The sequence below is a fragment of the Streptomyces finlayi genome, assembly GCF_014216315.1.
Taxonomy (GTDB): domain Bacteria; phylum Actinomycetota; class Actinomycetes; order Streptomycetales; family Streptomycetaceae; genus Streptomyces; species Streptomyces finlayi_A.
In genome coordinates, this window is record NZ_CP045702.1 from 3,288,231 (window position 1) to 3,306,971 (window position 18,741).

The 18,741-nt window shown below is 72.7% G+C and carries 15 protein-coding genes; 10 read left to right on the plus strand and 5 right to left on the minus strand.

The genetic code is table 11. From position 1 onward, the window contains the following. Window positions 1–46 precede the first annotated feature (46 nt). On the minus strand, window positions 47–1,138 hold the full coding sequence (locus F0344_RS15110; protein ID WP_185299288.1) for a hypothetical protein: 1,092 nt from the start codon (window positions 1,136–1,138) through the stop codon (window positions 47–49). Window positions 1,139–1,200: 62 nt separating this feature from the next. Between F0344_RS15110 and F0344_RS15115 the strand changes: the two genes are divergently transcribed. The 3 genes from F0344_RS15115 to F0344_RS15125 all read left to right on the plus strand — a co-directional run bounded on the left by F0344_RS15115 (window position 1,201) and on the right by F0344_RS15125 (window position 6,370). Further along, window positions 1,201–3,750 carry a helicase C-terminal domain-containing protein gene (locus F0344_RS15115; RefSeq protein ID WP_185299289.1) on the plus strand — a complete coding sequence of 850 codons (2,550 nt, stop codon included), beginning with the start codon at window positions 1,201–1,203 and terminating at the stop codon, window positions 3,748–3,750. Window positions 3,751–3,797: 47 nt separating this feature from the next. Further along, window positions 3,798–4,574: a hypothetical protein gene (locus F0344_RS15120; RefSeq protein WP_185299290.1), complete on the plus strand. Its 777-nt coding sequence runs from the start codon at window positions 3,798–3,800 to the stop codon at window positions 4,572–4,574. Between the two features lie 152 nt (window positions 4,575–4,726). Further along, window positions 4,727–6,370: a DNA repair helicase XPB gene (locus tag F0344_RS15125; protein ID WP_185299291.1), complete on the plus strand. Its 1,644-nt coding sequence runs from the start codon at window positions 4,727–4,729 to the stop codon at window positions 6,368–6,370. A gap of 12 nt (window positions 6,371–6,382) precedes the next feature. Here the strand turns inward: F0344_RS15125 and F0344_RS15130 are convergent, their stop codons facing one another. Then, entirely contained in the window at window positions 6,383–6,571 is a 189-nt protein-coding gene (locus tag F0344_RS15130) for a hypothetical protein (protein WP_185299292.1), read from the minus strand. Between the two features lie 346 nt (window positions 6,572–6,917). Between F0344_RS15130 and F0344_RS15135 the strand changes: the two genes are divergently transcribed. Next, complete coding sequence (locus F0344_RS15135; RefSeq protein ID WP_185299293.1) at window positions 6,918–9,020, plus strand: HelD family protein; 2,103 nt, start codon at window positions 6,918–6,920, stop codon at window positions 9,018–9,020. A gap of 150 nt (window positions 9,021–9,170) precedes the next feature. Here the strand turns inward: F0344_RS15135 and F0344_RS15140 are convergent, their stop codons facing one another. Next, window positions 9,171–9,860, minus strand: a complete 690-nt coding sequence (locus F0344_RS15140) for a copper homeostasis protein CutC (RefSeq protein WP_185299294.1) — start codon at window positions 9,858–9,860, stop codon at window positions 9,171–9,173. A gap of 244 nt (window positions 9,861–10,104) precedes the next feature. Here F0344_RS15140 and F0344_RS15145 point away from each other — a divergent pair, with 244 nt between their 5' ends. The 3 genes from F0344_RS15145 to F0344_RS15155 all read left to right on the plus strand — a co-directional run bounded on the left by F0344_RS15145 (window position 10,105) and on the right by F0344_RS15155 (window position 14,430). After that, window positions 10,105–12,384 carry a heavy metal translocating P-type ATPase gene (locus F0344_RS15145; RefSeq protein WP_185299295.1) on the plus strand — a complete coding sequence of 760 codons (2,280 nt, stop codon included), beginning with the start codon at window positions 10,105–10,107 and terminating at the stop codon, window positions 12,382–12,384. 75 nt (window positions 12,385–12,459) lie between these two features. Further along, the gene (locus tag F0344_RS15150; RefSeq protein WP_185299296.1) at window positions 12,460–13,113 is read left to right on the plus strand and encodes an HD domain-containing protein; all 654 of its coding nucleotides are present in this window, start codon (window positions 12,460–12,462) and stop codon (window positions 13,111–13,113) included. Window positions 13,114–13,179: 66 nt separating this feature from the next. After that, the gene (locus F0344_RS15155) at window positions 13,180–14,430 is read left to right on the plus strand and encodes a Cmx/CmrA family chloramphenicol efflux MFS transporter (RefSeq protein ID WP_185302700.1); all 1,251 of its coding nucleotides are present in this window, start codon (window positions 13,180–13,182) and stop codon (window positions 14,428–14,430) included. On the opposite strand, the gene F0344_RS15160 is transcribed toward F0344_RS15155, so the two are convergent. Both F0344_RS15160 and F0344_RS15165 read right to left on the minus strand, forming a co-directional pair. After that, window positions 14,381–14,653 (minus strand): DUF4031 domain-containing protein, encoded by a 273-nt coding sequence (locus tag F0344_RS15160; protein ID WP_185299297.1) that lies wholly within the window; start codon window positions 14,651–14,653, stop codon window positions 14,381–14,383. The two genes, F0344_RS15155 and F0344_RS15160, sit on opposite strands and share 50 nt — an antisense overlap. Continuing rightward, entirely contained in the window at window positions 14,650–15,018 is a 369-nt protein-coding gene (locus F0344_RS15165) for a hypothetical protein (protein WP_185299298.1), read from the minus strand. Before F0344_RS15165 ends, F0344_RS15160 begins: the two co-directional genes overlap by 4 nt. Window positions 15,019–15,134: 116 nt before the next feature. Between F0344_RS15165 and F0344_RS15170 the strand changes: the two genes are divergently transcribed. The 3 genes from F0344_RS15170 (at window position 15,135) to F0344_RS15180 (ending at window position 18,708) form a co-directional block, all read left to right on the plus strand. After that, a complete protein-coding gene (locus F0344_RS15170; RefSeq protein ID WP_185299299.1) occupies window positions 15,135–16,052 on the plus strand; it encodes a MurR/RpiR family transcriptional regulator in 918 nt (305 codons plus the stop codon). 64 nt (window positions 16,053–16,116) lie between these two features. Next, a complete protein-coding gene (gene murQ, locus F0344_RS15175; protein ID WP_185299300.1) occupies window positions 16,117–17,103 on the plus strand; it encodes an N-acetylmuramic acid 6-phosphate etherase in 987 nt (328 codons plus the stop codon). 48 nt (window positions 17,104–17,151) lie between these two features. After that, window positions 17,152–18,708, plus strand: a complete 1,557-nt coding sequence (locus F0344_RS15180; protein WP_258049947.1) for a PTS transporter subunit EIIC — start codon at window positions 17,152–17,154, stop codon at window positions 18,706–18,708. Window positions 18,709–18,741 lie beyond the last annotated feature (33 nt).

Here is an 18,741-nt window from a genome sequence, read left to right on the forward strand (position 1 = left end):
CCGCCCCGCGACCCCCTCACCCGTTCGGCCCAGGCCGCCCGGCGGGTCAGCCCGCAAGCCGCCGGGAGCGCCAGATCAGGTACAGGGCCGAGACGACCGCTGCCGTGCGGACCGCCACCGGCCAGGTGGCTGCGAGGGCTTCGCCCATGCCGCTTTCCGGGATCGGGGTGCCCCACTGGCCGTCCAGGCGGCCCCAGAGCCAGACGAGGGCTCCCGCGACCACCACTCCGGGCAGGCCCATGGCCACCCACTTCGCCTCGGTCCTCGACAGCTTGCGGGAGCTGTAGGCGAGCAGCCAGCCGCCTGCCAGGGCCAGCCAGGAGCCCATGAAGGCGCCCGCGATCAGCAGGGCGGCGGCCAGGAGCAGGAGGGGGTGCGAGGGGCGGGCCCGCGGGGTCGGTTCTGCGGCTTCCTCCGGGGCTTTTGCCGCGGTCTTCCTGCGGCGGCGCAGGCGGAACTTGCCGCGGGGGCGGGGTTCCGGGTCATCGGGCTCCCCTTCTTCCTCCTCCTCGGCCTCCTCGGGGCGTACGGGAGGGGCCGGCGGCCTCAGCATCTCCGGGATCTCCACGCCGCCGACGAAGCCCGGCACGCTCACCCCCTCGCTGAGCGGCCCCGGTTCGACGCGCCACCACTCCGGGGCTCCGGCGCCGGGCCCGGGCGGTGCCTGGTCCAGGCCCGCCATGTGGGGGGCCTGCGCGGACGGCCAGCCCGGTACCGGGTCCGTGACCGGGGCCGTCTGCGGGTCCGTGTCCGGGGCCGTGTCCTCGTCGGCCGGGGGCTGCGCCGACGCGCCCTTGCGCAAAGTCTCTTTGCGGAGCATTCCGCGTCGCGGCCGGGGCACGGCGCGTGCGTCTTCCCCCGCGGGTCGCGCCGCCGGACGCGGGGACGGCAGCGACACCGTCCCGTCGGCCGACTTCGCCGCCGCGGCGACCAGTTCGTCCGGTGTGCCCAGCCTGCCGATGATGCGCCGCACCACCGCCGGAGAGTCCGCACCGGACTTCCCGCGCTGCCGCTCGATCTCGCCCCGCAGGTCCGAGACGAGTCTCATCCGGGCGCCCGAGGACAGGTGTTGCTGCTGCGCCAGGTCCCCGACCCGGCTCAGATAGTCGTAGACGAGCTGGTCGCTCTCGATCCCCACTCGGTCGTTCCCCTCTGGCCGCCTGCCCCGACCGTAGCGTTTCAGGGGCTACCGTGGGACGGATGGGGACGACCACACCACCGCGCACGCTCGCCGAAGCCCTGCGCGCCAGGGGCGACGAATCGCTGGCACGGCTTCTGCGTGCCCGCCCCGACCTGCTCAGCCCCGTGCCGAACGACATCACCCAACTCGCGACCCGGGCAGGCACCCGGGCCTCCGTCGTCCGCGCGCTGGAGCATCTGGACCGCTTCGCGCTGCAGACCGCGGAGGCGCTCGCCGTCGCGCCGGACCCGGCGCCGTACGACACGCTGCTCTCGCTCCTCACCGGTGACGGCCAGGACGACGGCGACCACCGCGACGACGCGGGTGCGGCGATCGCCGCCGCGCTGCCCGCCGCGCTCGCGAACCTCCGCGAACAGGCCCTCGTCTGGGGCGAGGACGAGCGGCTGCGCCTGGTGCGTACGGCACGCGAGCTGCTCGCCCCGTCCCCCCAGCACCCCTCGCCGACCGGGCTCGGCCCGACCGTCGCCGAGGCCACGGCGGGCATGTCCCCGGGCCGGCTCCAGGAGATCCTGACCACCGCCGGGCTGCCCGCCACGCACGACCCCGTCTCCGCGGTGAACGCGCTCGCCGGACTGTTCACCGACCGGACGCGGATGGCGGCCCTGCTGGACACCGCGCCGGTCGAGGCCCTGTCCGTACTGGACCGGCTGGTGTGGGGCCCGCCGTACGGGGAAGTCACCCCGAATCCGACCCCGCCCGTGAAGTGGCTGCGGGACCGCGGGCTGCTCCTGCCCGTGTCCACCCGCACCGTCGTGCTGCCGCGCGAGGCGGCGCTGCATCTGCGGGCCGGCCGCGCCCACCGCGTACCGGAACCGGTGGCGCCGTCCGTCGAGACCGCCGCCACGCGCGATCCACAGGCTGTGGACAAGGCCGCCGCAGGGCAGGCGTTCATGGCGCTGTCCACGATCGAGGAGCTGCTGAAGCTCTGGAACGGCGGCGGCCCCGCCATCCTCCGGGCGGGCGGCATCAGCGTGCGCGAGCTCAAGCGGGCCGCGAGCGCGATGGACGTCCCCGAGCAGACCGCCGCCTTCTGGGTCGAACTCGCTTACGCGGCAGGGCTTTTGGCCTCCGACGGCGAGACCGACGAGCGGTACGCGGCGACGCCCGCGTACGACGACTGGCTCGAACTTTCCGCCCAGGACCGCTGGGTGCGTCTCGCCACCTCCTGGCTCGCCGCCACCCGCACCCCGGGCCTGGTCGGCGGGCAGGACGCCAAGGGGCGGGCGCTCTCCGCGCTCGGCCCCGAACTGGACCGCTCCGCCGCGCCCGAGGTACGCCACCGGGTGCTGGCCCTGCTCGCCGCGCTGCCGGCCGGCACCGCGCCCGACCCGGCGAGCCTGCTCGCCCGGCTGCGCTGGGAACGCCCGTTGCGCGCCGGAGCCCGTGGCGGGGCGACGCCCCCGCCCGGCTCCTCCGCCGGCACCCCCTCCAGAGCCGCCGGTACGGGATACGGGGCACCACCCGCCACGGCCTCCACCACCGCCCCGGGCGACACCGCCGACCTGCGCTCCCGGCTGGCGCTCTGGACGCTCAACGAGGCGGAACTCCTCGGCATCACCGGCCGGGGCGCGCTCTCCTCCCAGGCCGGAGCCCTGCTGACGGTCGGCCCGGGCGAGGCCGCCGCACGTCTCGCCCCGCTCGTCCCCGAACCGCTCAGCCACGTGCTGCTCCAGGCCGACCTGACGGCCGTCGCCCCGGGCCCGCTGGACCGCCCGCTCGCGGAGATGCTGTCGGTGCTCGCGGACATCGAGTCGAAGGGCGGCGCGACCGTCTACCGGTTCACCCCGGGCTCCGTACGCCGCGCCCTGGACGCCGGGCAGGCGGCCACCGATCTGCACGCGTTCCTCGCCGCCCACAGCCGTACGCCGGTGCCGCAGCCGCTCACGTACCTCATCGACGACGTGGCCCGCCGCCATGGTCACCTGCGGATCGGCATCGCCTCCGCTTACGTGCGCTGCGACGACGAGGCCGTGCTCAACGAGATCCTCGCCGACAAGCGCTCGGCGACCCTGCGGCTGCGCCGGCTCGCGCCGACCGTGCTGGCCGCGCAGACCGATCCGGCGTCCCTCCTGGAGGGGCTGCGCGAGATGGGCTTCGCACCGGCCGCCGAGTCCGCCGAGGGGGACGTGCTGATCACCCGGGCGGGCGCCCGCCGCACTCCGCCCCGCTCGGCCCCCGCCCCCGTCCCCGAGGGCCCGCCCGTCCCCGACGACACCCTGCTGGGCGCGGCGGTGCGGGCGATCCGGGCCGGGGACACGGCGGCCACGGTCGTCCGCAAGGACGGCGCGGAGGCGGCGTCGGCCGGCTCACTCCCCCGTACGACCTCTGCCGAGACCCTGGCGACCGTGCAGGCCGCAGCCATGACCGGCTCCGCGGTCTGGATCGGCTACGTCAACGCGGAAGGCTCGGCCAGCCAGCGCGTGATCGCCCCGGTCCGGGTCGAGGGCGGCTTCGTCACCGCCTTCGACCACACGGCCGACGAGGTCCGCACGTATCCGCTGCACCGCATCACGGGCGTGGCGGAACTGGCGGACGACTCGGGGGCGTAGGCCGGGCCGACGGTGACGTTCCCGGCCTCCCGAGCGCTGAAAGAGACATGTTCCGTCCCGCCCCGCGTTCCTGGCTGCTCCTCGCCGTACCCGTCCTCGCGCTCGTCGTCCTGGTGGCGTGGCAGGCGTATCGCCCGGCAGCGTCCGAGCCGCGCGCGTACTCCCGGCTCGATCTACCCTCCGAGCCGCTGAAGGACATCCCGGTCCCCGGCCCCGGCAGCCCCACGGCGCAGCTCTCCAGGTGCGGCGTGGACGACTGGCCCCGGCCCGCGGCGCGCGGCGAGGGCGAGCAGGCCCGTGACCCGCAGCTGGTGTTCGGCGGCTGGGATTCGAACGCCCCGGGTGCGGACCAGCCGGGCAGGCCGCGTTTCACCGTCCACCTGGCGCTGCGCCCGGAGCGCCTGCCCCTGCTGCTGACCGCGCCCCTCGCCGTCGGCAACGTCACCCTCGACATCTTCGGCCCGCACGGCGAGGGCCGCCGCGCCTCGGCACGGGGTCTGTCGGCCACCGTCGTGGACGAGAGCCTCGCGGGGAAGCCGGTGAAGGCCCCGAAGTCCGGCACATTCCGCGTCGAGCCGGGCGCGAACCTGCTCCTGGACGTGGACCTGCCGCCCGCCGCCGTATGCCCCGGCTACAGCGTGATCGACGCGGGCCGCTGCCTGCCCGAAACCACCAACGACGCCGCGGACTGCCCGGTGCTCACCCTCACCCTCACCGACCCGGCGGTCCGCGCCTACCGTGCGGTGAGGACGGGGAAGCCGCCGGCGGGGCTGAGCGACCGGCTCGTCGCGGTGTCGGACGAACCGGATGTCACCAAGGTCTGACGGCGCAGCCGGAGGAGGGCCACGCGGTGGGCGCGGCGGAGTCGGCCACACGTCACACCCGTGAGCCACGCACCGATCGCCCCGCATGCTGCACACTGGACGTTTGGCCCTTCCCGGCCGTCCCAGCAGCAGAGCAGAAAGGGCCGAAGCGCGTGACCGGACCCCTCATCGTCCAGAGTGACAAGACGCTGCTCCTCGAGGTCGACCACGAGCTGGCGGATGCCTGCCGTCGTGTGATCGCCCCCTTCGCGGAGCTGGAGCGTGCGCCCGAGCACATCCACACCTACCGGGTGACGCCCCTCGGCCTGTGGAACGCCCGCGCCGCCGGCCACGACGCCGAGCAGGTCGTCGACGCGCTGGTGGAGTTCTCCCGCTACCCCGTGCCGCACGCGCTCCTGGTCGACATCGCCGAGACGATGGCGCGGTACGGCCGCCTCACCCTCTCCAAGCACCCGGTGCACGGCCTCGTCCTGACCACCACCGACCGTCCGGTGCTGGAGGAGATCCTCCGGTCGAAGAAGGTCGCCCCCCTCGTCGGCGAGCGCATCGACCCGGACACCGTCGCCGTTCACCCCTCCGAGCGCGGCCAGATCAAGCAGACGCTGCTCAGGCTCGGCTGGCCCGCCGAGGACCTCGCGGGGTACGTCGACGGGGAGGCCCACCCCATCGAGCTGGCCGAGAACGGCTGGGCGCTGCGCCCGTACCAGAAGCAGGCCGTCGAAGGCTTCTGGCACGGCGGCTCCGGAGTCGTCGTCCTGCCCTGTGGTGCGGGAAAGACGCTGGTCGGGGCCGGTGCGATGGCCGAGGCGAAGGCGACGACGCTGATCCTGGTCACCAACACCGTCTCCGCCCGCCAGTGGAAGAGCGAGCTGATCAAGCGCACCTCGCTGACCGAAGAGGAGATCGGCGAGTACAGCGGTACGCGCAAGGAGATCCGCCCGGTCACCATCGCCACCTACCAGGTGCTGACGACCCGCCGTAAGGGCGTCTACCCGCACCTGGAGCTGTTCGACTCCCGCGACTGGGGTCTGGTGATCTACGACGAGGTGCACCTGCTGCCCGCCCCCGTCTTCAAGTTCACCGCCGACCTCCAGGCGCGACGGCGGCTCGGCCTCACGGCGACCCTCGTCCGGGAGGACGGGCGCGAGTCGGACGTCTTCTCGCTCATCGGGCCGAAGAGGTTCGACGCGCCGTGGAAGGAGATCGAGGCGCAGGGCTACATCGCGCCCGCCGACTGTGTCGAGGTCCGGGTCAATCTGACGGACGCGGAGCGCCTGGCGTACGCGACGGCGGAGGCCGAGGAGAAGTACCGGTTCTGCGCGACGACGGTGACGAAGCGGAAGGTCACGGAGGCCCTCGTCGCCAAGCACAAGGGCGAGCAGACCCTGGTGATCGGCCAGTACATCGACCAGCTCGACGAGCTGGGTGAGCATCTGAACGCCCCGGTGATCAAGGGCGAGACGAGCAACGCCCAGCGCGAGATCCTCTTCGACGCCTTCCGGCAGGGCGAGATCAGTGTCCTGGTCGTGTCGAAGGTCGCCAACTTCTCGATCGACCTGCCGGAGGCCACCGTCGCCATCCAGGTGTCGGGAACGTTCGGTTCGCGCCAGGAGGAGGCGCAGCGGCTCGGCCGTGTGCTGCGGCCGAAGGCCGACGGGCACGAGGCCCGGTTCTACTCGGTGGTGGCACGCGACACGATCGACCAGGACTTCGCGGCACACCGCCAGCGGTTCCTGGCCGAGCAGGGGTACGCGTACCGGATCATGGACGCGGACGAGCTGCTGACCGACAGCTGAGGGCGCCGCGGGTCAGCGGAAGCGGCGGACGCCCGCTTCTTCCGCGTACTCGCCGAGGACGGCCACGCGGAACGCGGTGCGGACGAAGACGGTGACGGCGCGGACCGCGTCGCCGATGCGCCGGCTCGGGGGCCGGCCGGTGACCGCACTCGCGCCGTGCGCGGGGCCGGTTCTGCGCGGGTTCGGATGGACGGTGCTCATGTATTCCATGGTGCGTCGGTCCGGCCCGGAAGAGCGTCGGTCCGCGGGCGGAAGCGGAAAGGGGCGGGCGTCCCTCTCGGGTCGCACGGCTCCCCTACGGGGTGGACCGCCACCACTACGGGGTGGGCCAATTTCGTTGGCCCCGGACGGCCGCCGTGGATACAATCGCCGGTCTGCCCGCCTCCCGCACCGTGGTACCGGCCTCTGCCGGCAGCCGGGGGAGCGCCGCCGGCCGGACGGAAACCGGCCGACACCTGCGCCGAACATCCCTGAGCGGATCATGTCGCCTCCCGTCGTACAGGAGCGCGCGGTCCGCTGTCCTGCGTTGAAAGTCGGAGGCAACACCGTGCCCGCGCACGAAGCAGAAAGCGACACCACCACCACAGAGCCTCCGGACCTCCCGGGTTCCCCGGACCCGCTGACGCGTGAGCGGGCCCATCTCGCCGCGTCCCGCTCCGCTCTCCGCGCGATGCGCGAGGACGTGCAGGCCCTCGACATCCGCGATGTCACCGCGAACTGGGTCAACTCCGTCGTCCTCCAGGCCCAGATGGACGACCGCATCAAGGCGCTGGCCGACCTCTCCCACACCCCGCTGTTCTTCGGACGCCTCGACTATCTGCACCGGGTCGGTGCGGACGAGGCGGAGGGCGCCGAGGGCGAGCAGTTCTACATCGGGCGCCGTCACGTCCATGACGCCCACGGCGACCCGATGGTCATCGACTGGCGCGCGCCCGTCTCCCAGCCGTTCTACCGGGCGTCCAGGAAGGACCCGCAGGACGTCGGCCGGCGGCGCCGCTTCGGTTACACGAGCGGCGAGCTGACGGCGTACGAGGACGAACACCTCACCGACCCGGCCGAGGCCGCGCAGACCAGCAAGCTCCTCCAGGCGGAGATCGAGCGGCCACGCGTCGGCCCGATGCGCGACATCGTGGCAACGATCCAGCCCGAGCAGGACGAGATCGTACGGAGCGGGCTCGGCGGGACGGTGTGCGTGCAGGGAGGCCCCGGCACCGGCAAGACCGCCGTGGGCCTGCACCGTGTCGCGTATCTGCTGTACGCCCACCGCGACCGGCTGGCCCGCACCGGGACCCTGGTGATCGGGCCGAACCGGTCCTTCCTCCACTACATCGAGCAGGTGCTGCCCGCGCTGGGTGAGCTGGAGGTGAAGCAGGCGACCGTCGACGACCTGGTGACCGCGCACGTCGAGGTCCGTGGCACGGACGAGGCGGCCGCCGCCGTGGTCAAGGGTGACGCCCGGATGGCGGAGGTCCTGCGCCGCGCGATCCGCTCCCACGTGACGCCGCCGACGGAGCCGGTCATGGTGGTGCGCGGTTCGCGCCGCTGGCGGGTGCCCGTGTACGAACTGGAGGAGATCGTCGACGAGTTGCTGGCCCGCGACATCCGCTACGGCGCCGCCCACGAGGCCCTCCCCCAGCGCATCGCGCACTGCGTCCTGACCCGGATGGAGGAGGCGGGCGAGGCCCCCGACGACCGGGTGCAGAACGCGGTGGCCCGCACCCCCGCCGTGAAGGCGGCCGTGAAGGCGTCCTGGCCGGCCGTCGACCCGGCGAGACTGGTGCTGCGGCTCCTCTCCGACCCGGAGTTCCTGGCCGCGCACGCGGACGGTCTCCTCACGGAGGACGAGCGGAAGACGATTCTCTGGTCCAGGCCGCCGCGCAGCGCGAAATCGGCGAAGTGGTCGCTCGCGGACGCGGTGCTGATCGACGAGGCGCGCGACCTGGTCGCCCGTACGCACTCGCTCGGCCATGTCGTGATCGACGAGGCGCAGGACCTGTCGCCGATGCAGTACCGCGCGGTGGGCCGCCGCTGCTCGACCGGTTCGGCGACGGTGCTCGGCGACCTGGCCCAGGGGACGACACCGTGGTCGACGGAGAGCTGGGAGCAGGCGCTGTTCCACCTGGGCAAGGCGGACGCGCTGGTCGAGGAGCTGACGGCGGGCTTCCGTGTGCCGCGCGAGGTCATCGCGTACGCCTCACGGTTGCTGCCCTCGATCGCACCGGGCCTGGCTCCGGTGGAGTCGGTGCGTGAGTCGCCGGGTTCGATGGCCGTACGGGAGGTGGCGGACCCGGCCGGGCTGGACGCGGCGGTGCTCGCGGCCTGCGCGGAGTCGCTGGCCCACGAGGGCTCGATCGGCCTGATCGCCGCCGACGCCCGGATCCCGGCCCTCGCCGCGGCCCTGGAGGCCGCGGGCCACGTCTGCCTCTCCCCGGGTGAGGAGACGACCGCGGAATCCCGCCTGACCCTGGTCCCGGCCTCGCTGGCGAAGGGCCTGGAGTACGACTACGTGGTCCTGGACGACCCGGCGGCGGTGGTCGACGGCGAACCGGACGAACGCACGGGCCTGCGCCGCCTGTACGTGGCACTGACCCGCGCGGTCTCCGGTCTGATCGTGCTCCACTCGGCGCCGCTGCCGGAGGCGTTGGCGTAGGAGTCCAGGAGTCCAGGAGTCCAGGAGTCCGGGTCTCCGGGCCTCCGGGCCTCCGGATCTCCGGATCTCCGGGTCCGGACCAGGTCTCCGGACCAGGTCCGGCTGCCCGTCACGCGCGCGCTCCCCAGACGCTCACCCGTCCGGAGCCGCTCAGCCGTCCAGGGCCGCTCGCCACTCCCGTACCGCCGCCTCGTCCACCGGTGACGCCCAGCCTCCGGGGCGGGCCGCGCCGCCGATGTGGACGGCGTCGATGCCGCCGGCGAGGAGCTGCGGGAGGTGGTCCAGGCGGAGGCCGCCGCCGACCAGGATGCGGGCTTCGTAGCCGGGCATGCCCGTGCGGGACGCCTCGGCCAGCAGGGTCGGGACGCCGTCGTCGACACCGGTCGCCGCACCTGCCGTGAGGTAGGTGTCCAGGCCGGGGAGATCGGCGAGGGCCTTGCGCAGGGCATCGCGGTCGGCGGCGCGGTCGATCGCCCGGTGGAACGTCCACCGGCAGCCGTTCAGCTCGGCGACGAGGCGCTCGACGGCCACCAGGTCGGGGTGGCCCTCCGCGTCGAGGAAGCCGAGGACGAACTCCTCCGCGCCTTCGGCCCGCATCTCACGGGCCTTCTCCACGAGGACGTCGACGTCGCCCGCGGCGAATCCGTCCGCGACCCTGAGCATGACGCGCAGGGGAATGTCCACGGCGGACCGGATCTCCGCGAAGGTCTCACGGGACGGCGTCAGGCCGTCCGCCGCCATGTCGGCGACCAGTTCGAGGCGGTCCGCACCACCCGCCCGGGCAGCGACCGCGTCCTGCGCGTCGAGAGCGATCACCTCCAGGACTGCACGGTTGCTCATCGGTCCCCATTCCTCCAGATAACGGCCACAGGTCTAGTCCACTGGCCAGCCTACGGGTCACACACCGGAAGGTGCGGCTCCCCATGTAAACGTGCGGCGGACGAGGCGCGCGAGGCACACGGGCCGCGGCATGGATCATCCCTTGCGTTTCATAGGGGCGGGGGGTATACATGAGGAGCAGATACCCCAGGGGGGTATCTTGACGGGTAGCCGAGACAGGTATCCAGAGCCAGGGAGGAACCCCGTGTCCGCGCACACCGCCACACCCGACGCCACCGCAGTCAACACCGCCGCCGAGGTCGAGCTCGCCATCGGCGGCATGACCTGCGCCTCGTGCGCAGCCCGGATCGAGAAGAAGCTGAACCGGATGGACGGGGTCGAGGCCACCGTCAACTACGCCACCGAGAAGGCCAAGGTCAGCTACCGGGGCGCGGACGTCTCCGTACAGGACCTGATCGCCACCGTCGAAGCCACCGGCTACACCGCGCAGGAACCCGCTCCCCCCGTACGCGCCGGGGACGACGGCGCCCCGCAGGAGGCGGAGACCGACGCGCTCCAGCCGCTGCGGCAGCGGCTGCTCACCGCCGTCCTGCTCGCCGTGCCCGTCATCGCGATGGCGATGATCCCCGCGCTCCAGTTCGACTACTGGCAGTGGCTCTCCCTCACGCTCACCGCCCCCGTGGTCACCTACGCGGCCTGGCCCTTCCACCGCGCCGCCTGGACCAACGCCAAGCACGGCGCGGCGACGATGGACACCCTGATCTCGGTCGGCACCTCGGCCGCGTTCCTCTGGTCGGTGTGGGCGCTCTTCTTCGGCACCGCCGGCATGGTCGGCATGACCCACCCCTTCGAGCTGACCATCGGCCGCAGCGACGGCGCCGGGAACATCTACCTCGAAGCCGCCGCCGGAGTCACCGCGTTCATCCTGGCCGGGCGCTACTTCGAGGCCCGCTCCAAGCGCAAGGCGGGCGCCGCGCTGAAGGCGCTCCTGGAGCTCGGCGCCAAGGAGGTCACCGTCCTGCGGGACGGCGGCGAGGTGACCGTGGCGACCTCCGACCTCCAGGTCGGCGACCGCTTCCTGGTCCGGCCCGGCGAGAAGATCGCCACCGACGGCACGGTCGTCGAGGGCTCGTCGGCGGTCGACGCCTCGATGCTCACCGGCGAGTCCGTCCCCGTCGAGGCCGGCGTGGGCGACTCCGTCACCGGGGCCACCCTCAACGCGGGCGGCCGGCTCGTCGTCGAAGCCACCCGGGTCGGCGCCGACACCCAGCTCGCCAGGATGGCCAAGCTCGTCGAGGACGCCCAGAACGGCAAGGCCGCCGCCCAGCGCCTCGCCGACCGCATCTCCGCGGTCTTCGTGCCCGTCGTGATCGCCCTCGCGCTCGGCACGCTCGGCTTCTGGCTCGGCAACGGGGCCGGTCTGACGGCCGCGTTCACCGCCGCCGTCGCCGTACTGATCATCGCCTGCCCCTGCGCCCTCGGACTCGCCACACCCACCGCCCTCATGGTCGGCACAGGACGCGGCGCCCAGCTCGGCATCCTCATCAAGGGCCCCGAAGTCCTGGAGACCACCCGCCGCGTCGACACGATCGTCCTCGACAAGACCGGCACCGTCACCACCGGCCGCATGACCCTCCTCACCGTCCACACCGCCCAAGGCACCACCGAAACCGACGTCCTGCGCCTCGCGGGCGCCCTCGAACACGCCTCCGAACACCCCATCGCCCAAGCCGTCGCCACAGGCGCACTCCAGCGCACCGGCGCCCCCCTCCCCACTACCGAAGACTTCGCCAGCATCGCGGGCCTCGGTGTGCAGGGCGTCGTCGAGGGCCACGCCGTCCTCGTCGGCCGCGAGCAGCTGCTCACCGAGTGGGAGATCCACCTGCCGGTGGAGCTGGCCCGCGGCAAGGCCGCGGCGGAGGCCGCGGGCCGTACGGCGATCGCGGTGGCCTGGGACGGCGAGGCCCGCGCGGTCCTCGTAGTCGCCGACGCGGTGAAGGACACCAGCGCCGAGGCGATCCGCCGACTGCGGGACCTGGGGCTGACCCCGATCCTGCTCACCGGCGACAACAAGGCCGTCGCGGAAGCCGTCGCGGCGGAGGTCGGGATCGAAGAGGTGTACGCGGAGGTCATGCCGGAGGACAAGGTCGACGTGGTCAAGCGCCTCCAGGCGGAGGGCCGTTCGGTCGCCATGGTCGGCGACGGCGTCAACGACGCCGCCGCGCTGGCCCAGGCCGACCTGGGCCTGGCGATGGGCACGGGCACGGACGCCGCCATCGAGGCCGGCGACCTGACCCTCGTACGCGGGGACCTGCGGGCCGCCCCGGACGCCATCCGGCTCTCGCGCCGGACGCTCGGCACGATCCGTACGAACCTGTTCTGGGCCTTCGCCTACAACGTGGGCGCCCTGCCACTCGCCGCGGCGGGCCTCCTGAACCCGATGATCGCGGGAGCCGCGATGGCCTTCTCCTCGGTCTTCGTGGTCGGCAACTCGCTGCGGCTGCGGGGGTTCAAGGCGGCGTAGAAGACGGTCTGCCACAGCCGCAAGTCAGTGACGGTCAACGACTCCACAAGGTCGGGCGCTGGCTAGAGTCACCCCATGACCGACAGCGCCCACAGCCGCCTCCGTACCCGCTGGCACACGGCCCTCGTCGCCGCCCGGGGCGGCGCCGAGGAGCCCGATCCGCTGCCGTACGCCGACAACCTCCTGGCGCGCTGGGCCGAGCCCCAGCGGCGCTACCACACCACCGCGCACCTGGCCGCGGTCCTGGACCGCGTCGACACGCTCGCCGGTCACGCGGCGGACCCGGACGCGGTGCGGCTCGCCGCCTGGTTCCACGACGCCGTCTACCGCCCCGACCGTTCGGAGAACGAGGAGCGCAGCGCCGTGCTCGCCGAGCGCGCCCTGCCGGAGGCCGGTGTCCCTTCCGCCGTGACGACCGAGGTCGCCCGGCTGGTCAGGCTCACCGTCACCCATGATCCGGCGGAGGGTGACGCCAACGGCGAGGTGCTGTGCGACGCGGATCTGGCCGTCCTGGCGTCCGGCCCGAAGGAGTACGCGGAGTACGCGGCGCAGGTGCGCGAGGAGTACGCCTTCGTGCCCGACGAGGCGTTCCGGGAGGGTCGGGCCGCGGTGCTGCGGCAGCTCCTGGGCCTGCCCGCACTGTTCCGTACGCCGCACGGGGTCGCGGAGTGGGAGCCGAGGGCGCGGCAGAACCTGATGACGGAGCTGGAGCTGCTGTCGGGAATGTGAGCGCCCGGACGGGTGTTGCCGAGTGTCATGCCCGACTCCGTCTCCAGCCCTGCCCGCAGTACCCGTATGCCCCTCGCCGTGTACATCCTGGGCCTCTCGGTCTTCGCCCTCGGTACCAGCGAGTTCATGCTGTCCGGGCTGTTGCCACCGATCGCCGAAGACATGGACGTGTCCATTCCGCAGGCCGGGCTCCTCATATCGGCCTTCGCGACAGGCATGGTGATCGGCGCCCCGCTGCTGGCCGTGGCCACACTGAGACTGCCGCGCCGGACCACGCTCATCGCGCTGATCTCGGTCTTCGGGCTCGGGCAGATCGCGGGTGCGCTGGCCCCGACGTACGAGATCCTCTTCGTTTCCCGTGTGGTCAGCGCCTTCGCCTGTGCGGGTTTCTGGGCCGTCGGTGCGGCCGTCGCCATAGCGATGGTCCCGGTGAACGCGCGGGCGCGGGCCATGGCCGTGATGATCGGCGGGCTGTCGATCGCCAATGTGCTGGGTGTGCCGCTGGGCGCGTTCCTGGGTGAGAATCTGGGCTGGCGTTCGGCGTTCTGGGCGGTGGGCGCGGCGTCCGCCGTGGCCCTGGTCGGGGTGGCGACGCTCATCCCCCGTATCCCGCTCCCGGACGAGAAGCCGCGGATCAAGCGGGAGATGGCGATCTACCGGGACCGGCAGGTCTGGCTCTCCGTGGTGATCACGGCGCTCGCCGCCGGTGGTGTCTTCTGCGCGTTCAGCTATCTCGCGCCGCTGCTGACCGATGTGGCGGGACTGGAGTCGGGCTGGGTGCCCTGGGTGCTCGGACTGTTCGGGATCGGTGCGGTGATCGGTACGGCGATCGGCGGCCGGGTCGCGGACGGGCACCTCTTCGGGGTGCTGCTCAGCGGGATCACGGCCTCCACGGTCTTCCTGGTGGCGCTCGCCCTGTTCGCCTCCAGCCAGGTCGCGGTGGTGGCGCTGGCGTTCCTGCTGGGCCTGTCGGCGTTCTTCACGGCGCCCGCGCTCAACGCCCGGATGTTCAACCTGGCGGGCGCGGCCCCGACCCTGGCCGGTGCGACGACGACGGCCGCGTTCAACCTGGGCAACACGAGTGGCCCGTGGCTCGGCGGCACGGTGATCGACGCGGACTTCGGCTTCGCGGCGACGGCGTGGGCGGGGGCCGCGATGACGGTGCTGGCGCTGGTGGCGGTGTTCGTCTCGCTCCGGCTGCACCAGGGGCAGGGCACCCCGTCCCGCCTGATCGCCTCGGCGAAGTCGACGGCGGGCCTCGGCCCCACTACGCCGGTGCTGGACGCCCCTTCGGTCTCCGTAGACCGGCAGCCGTAAGGCGCCGCACCAGCTCTTTCGACCCGATCTGCCGCGCCCCGGCGCGCACCGCGTCGTCGTACCGCGCCGCCGGTACGTCGTAGTGGTCGCGCTCGAAGGCGCGCGGCGGGCAGCCGATCGAGGCCGCGAAGGCGTGCAGCTCGTCGAACGACACGTCGCTGACCAGGTGCGACCACAACAGCCCATGCCCCGGCCAGTCCGGCGGGTCGATGTAGAGCGTCAACGTCCCAGCACCCCGTTCAGCCCGCCCACCGGAGCCACCTGAACGGTCGCCTTCGTGCAGACCCAGTGCGGGTCGGGACCCAGTTCGGGCTCGACGTCGAGTGCGTGGGGTCCGCCCTCGGCACAGACCGGGCACAGGGGCCAGCGGCCGTACTTCTCCAGCAGGGCGTCCTGGACGTCCTGAGCGATCAGACCGACGACGAAGCCCGCGCCCTCGGGCCACTGCTCGACCCACCAGCGCCGGTGCGTCACAGCATCCTCGACCAGCGAGACGATCTCGGCCTCGGCGACATCGCCCGCGGCGAGATCGGCCATGACGAGCGCCCGGGCCGTGTGCAGCGCCTGTTCCAAGGGGTTCATCTCCATGCGGCCATTGTCCTCCACCGGCGGCGGACACCTGGCGGACAGGGGTGACCTTCTCCGCCCGAGGCAGGGCGCCGGAGGGGGTTGACGGCGCGCATCCTTGAAAATATCTTTCAAAGGTGACCAATGAAGTGAAGGAAAGTTTCAGCGCTGCTTCTCCGCCCGCCCCCGCCGCGCTCGCGGCCAAGGTCCGGACACTCGCCCCGTCCATGACCCGCTCCATGCAGCGGGTCGCCGAAGCCGTCGCGGGGGACCCTGCGGGGTGCGCCGCCCTCACCGTCACCGGTCTCGCCGAGCTCACCGGCACCAGCGAGGCCACCGTGGTCCGCACCGCCCGTCTTCTCGGATACCCCGGCTACCGCGATCTGCGCCTCGCGCTCGCCGGGCTCGCCGCCCACCAGCTGTCCGGCCGGGCGCCCGCCGTCACCGCCGACATCACGGTCGACGACCCGATCGCCGACGTGGTCGCCAAGCTCGCGTACGACGAGCAGCAGACGCTCGCCGACACCGCGTCCGGGCTCGACACCGTGCAGCTCGGCGCCGCCGTCGCCGCGGCGTCGACCGCTCGCCGCATCGACATCTACGGCGCCGGGGCCTCCTCGCTCGTCGGCCAGGACCTGGCGCAGAAGCTGCTCCGTATCGGCCTGATCGCGCACGCCCACGCCGACCCGCACCTCGCCGTCACCAACGCCGTGCAGCTCCGCTCCGGCGACGTGGCCATCGCGATCACGCACTCCGGCTCCACCAGCGACGTCATCGAGCCGCTGCGGGTCGCCTTCGACCACGGCGCCACGACCGTCGCGATCACCGGCCGGCCCGACGGCCCGGTCTCGCAGTACGCCGACCACGTCCTGACCACGTCCACCGCCCGCGAGAGCGAGCTGCGGCCCGCCGCCATGTCGAGCCGTACGAGCCAGCTCCTCGTCGTGGACTGCCTGTTCATAGGTATCGCGCAGCGCACGTACGAGACGGCCGCGCCCGCCCTCGCCGCGTCGTACGAAGCGCTCGCCCACCGCCACAACCCGCGCACCCGCTGACCACGCAAGCGCGCACGCCGAAACCCGCCGAACGTACGAGACCGAGAAAGCAGAGCCGCTCTCCATGACCTCCTCCACTGACACCGACACCAACTCCGGCGCGGGCTCCACCACCCCCGCCGGATACGGGGAACTGCGCGCCGAACTCGACACACTCACCACCGAGGCCTTCCGCCCGGAGCTCGCCGACATCGACCGGCTGCCGACACGGGAGATCGCGAAGATCATGAACGGCGAGGACAGCACAGTCCCCGCCGCCGTCGCCGACAAGCTGCCGCAGATCTCAGCGGCGATCGACGCCACCGCCGAGCGCATGGCGCGCGGCGGCCGGCTGATATACGCGGGTGCCGGCACCGCGGGCCGCCTCGGCGTCCTCGACGCCAGCGAGTGCCCGCCCACGTTCAACACCGACCCGTCCGAGGTCGTCGGCCTCATCGCGGGCGGCCCGAGCGCCATGGTCAAGGCGGTGGAGGGCGCCGAGGACAGCAAGGAGCTGGCCGCCGCCGACCTCGACGCCCTCACCCTCACGGAGAACGACACCGTGGTCGGCATCTCCGCGTCCGGCCGCACTCCGTACGCGATCGGTGCCGTCGAGCACGCCCGCGCCCTGGGCGCGCTGACCATCGGCCTGTCCTGCAACGCGGACTCGGCACTGGCCGCCGCCGCCGAGCACGGCCTCGAAGTCGTCGTCGGCCCGGAGCTGCTCACCGGCTCCACCCGCCTCAAGGCCGGTACGGCGCAGAAGCTCGTCCTGAACATGCTCTCGACGATCACGATGATCCGGCTCGGCAAGACGTACGGGAACCTGATGGTCGACGTCCGCGCCTCCAACGAGAAGCTGCGGGCCCGCTCCCGCCGCATCGTCTCGCTGGCCACCGGCGCCTCCGACCAGGAGATCGAGGCGGCCCTCGCCGCCACCGACGGCGAGGTGAAGGACGCGATCCTGACCATCCTCGGTCACATCGACGGCCCCACCGCCGCCACGCTCCTCACCAAGTCGGACGGCCACCTCCGCGCCGCCCTCGCGGCCGTACACCCCACCACCGGCTGACCCACGCACACCACGCCCGTACCCCCCGCACAGCAAGGCAGCACGCCCATGGCTACTGAAGACAAGAACCGCGCCACCGCCGCCGCGATCCTTCCGCTCGTCGGTGGCGCGGCGAACGTCGGCTCCATCGCCCACTGCATGACCCGGCTCCGCCTCGGCCTGCACGACCGTTCGCTGGTCGACGACGAAGCGCTCAAGGCGATCCCCGCCGTCATGGGCGTGGTCGAGGACGACACGTACCAGATCGTCCTCGGCCCCGGCACGGTCGCCCGGGTCACCCCGGAGTTCGAGCGCCTGGTCGAGGAGGAGCGGGCCGCCGCCCCCGTCGTCCACACCGCCGAGGAACTGGCCGCCCAGGGCGCGGAGATCAAGGCGCAGCGGAAGGCGAGGAACGCGACGCCGTTCAAGCTGTTCCTGCGCAGGATCGCCGACATCTTCGTCCCGCTGATCCCGGCCCTCATCGGCTGCGGCATCATCGCCGGACTCAACGGCCTGCTGATCAACCTGGAGTGGCTGCCCGCCGTCACCCCGGCACTCGCCGCGATGGCCTCGGGCTTCATGGCGCTGATCGCGGTCTTCGTCGGCTACAACACGGCGAAGGAGTTCGGCGGTACGCCGATCCTGGGCGGTGCGGTCGCCGCGATCATCGTCTTCCCCGGTGTCGCCGACATCGAGGCGTTCGGCCAGCAGCTCTCCCCGGGCCAGGGCGGTGTGCTCGGCGCGCTGGGCGCGGCGGTCCTCGCGGTGTACGTGGAGAAGTGGTGCCGCCGCTGGGTCCCCGAGGCCCTCGACGTCCTGGTCACCCCGACGCTCACGGTGCTGGTCTCCGGCCTGGTGACGATCTTCGGCCTGATGTACGTGGCCGGGGAGGTCTCCTCCGCGATCGGCACGTTCGCCGACTGGCTGCTCTCCACCGGCGGCGCGGGCGCGGGCTTCGTCCTGGGCGGCCTCTTCCTGCCGCTGGTGATGCTGGGCCTGCACCAGGCACTCATCCCGATCCACACCACGCTCATCGAGCAGCAGGGCTACACCGTCCTGCTGCCCATCCTCGCGATGGCCGGTGCGGGCCAGGTCGGCGCGGCCATGGCCGTCTACCTCCGTCTCCCCCGCAACGAGTCGATCCGACGCACCATCAAGTCGGCTCTTCCCGCGGGCCTGCTGGGCGTCGGTGAGCCGCTGATCTACGGCGTCTCGCTGCCGCTGGGCCGCCCGTTCGTCACGGCGTGCGTCGGTGGCGCGTTCGGCGGCGGCTTCGTCGGACTCTTCAACCAGCTCGGCGACACGGTCGGCTCCACGGCCATCGGCCCGTCCGGCTGGGCCCTGTTCCCCCTTCTGGACGGCAACCACGGGCTGGGTTCGACGATCGCGGTCTACGCGGGCGGTCTGGTGGCCGGTTATGTCGCCGGGTTCGTCGCCACGTACTTCTTCGGCTTCGGCAAGGACCTCCTGACGGAATTCAACGTCTCCCAGGAACCGGCCCCGTCGAAGATCACCGCAGGCGGCCCGAACAGCCCGACCGATGCGATCGGCCCGACCGGCCCGACACCGAAGCCGGGACCGACAGCGACGCCGGAACCCGCGCCGGAAGGAATCGCGGCCAAGTAGCGAATGGCGATCCGATTGCGCACAGGTGGTGTA

Coding starts and splice junctions, on each gene's coding strand:
- F0344_RS15115 (WP_185299289.1), top strand. CDS start 1,201: ATGGGGACGACCACACCACCGCGCACGCTCGCCGAAGCCCTGCGCGCC.
- F0344_RS15120 (WP_185299290.1), top strand. CDS start 3,798: ATGTTCCGTCCCGCCCCGCGTTCCTGGCTGCTCCTCGCCGTACCCGTC.
- F0344_RS15130 (WP_185299292.1), bottom strand. CDS start 6,571: ATGAGCACCGTCCATCCGAACCCGCGCAGAACCGGCCCCGCGCACGGC.
- F0344_RS15140 (WP_185299294.1), bottom strand. CDS start 9,860: ATGAGCAACCGTGCAGTCCTGGAGGTGATCGCTCTCGACGCGCAGGAC.
- F0344_RS15150 (WP_185299296.1), top strand. CDS start 12,460: ATGACCGACAGCGCCCACAGCCGCCTCCGTACCCGCTGGCACACGGCC.
- F0344_RS15155 (WP_185302700.1), top strand. CDS start 13,180: ATGCCCCTCGCCGTGTACATCCTGGGCCTCTCGGTCTTCGCCCTCGGT.
- F0344_RS15165 (WP_185299298.1), bottom strand. CDS start 15,018: ATGGAGATGAACCCCTTGGAACAGGCGCTGCACACGGCCCGGGCGCTC.
- murQ (WP_185299300.1), top strand. CDS start 16,117: ATGACCTCCTCCACTGACACCGACACCAACTCCGGCGCGGGCTCCACC.
- F0344_RS15180 (WP_258049947.1), top strand. CDS start 17,152: ATGGCTACTGAAGACAAGAACCGCGCCACCGCCGCCGCGATCCTTCCG.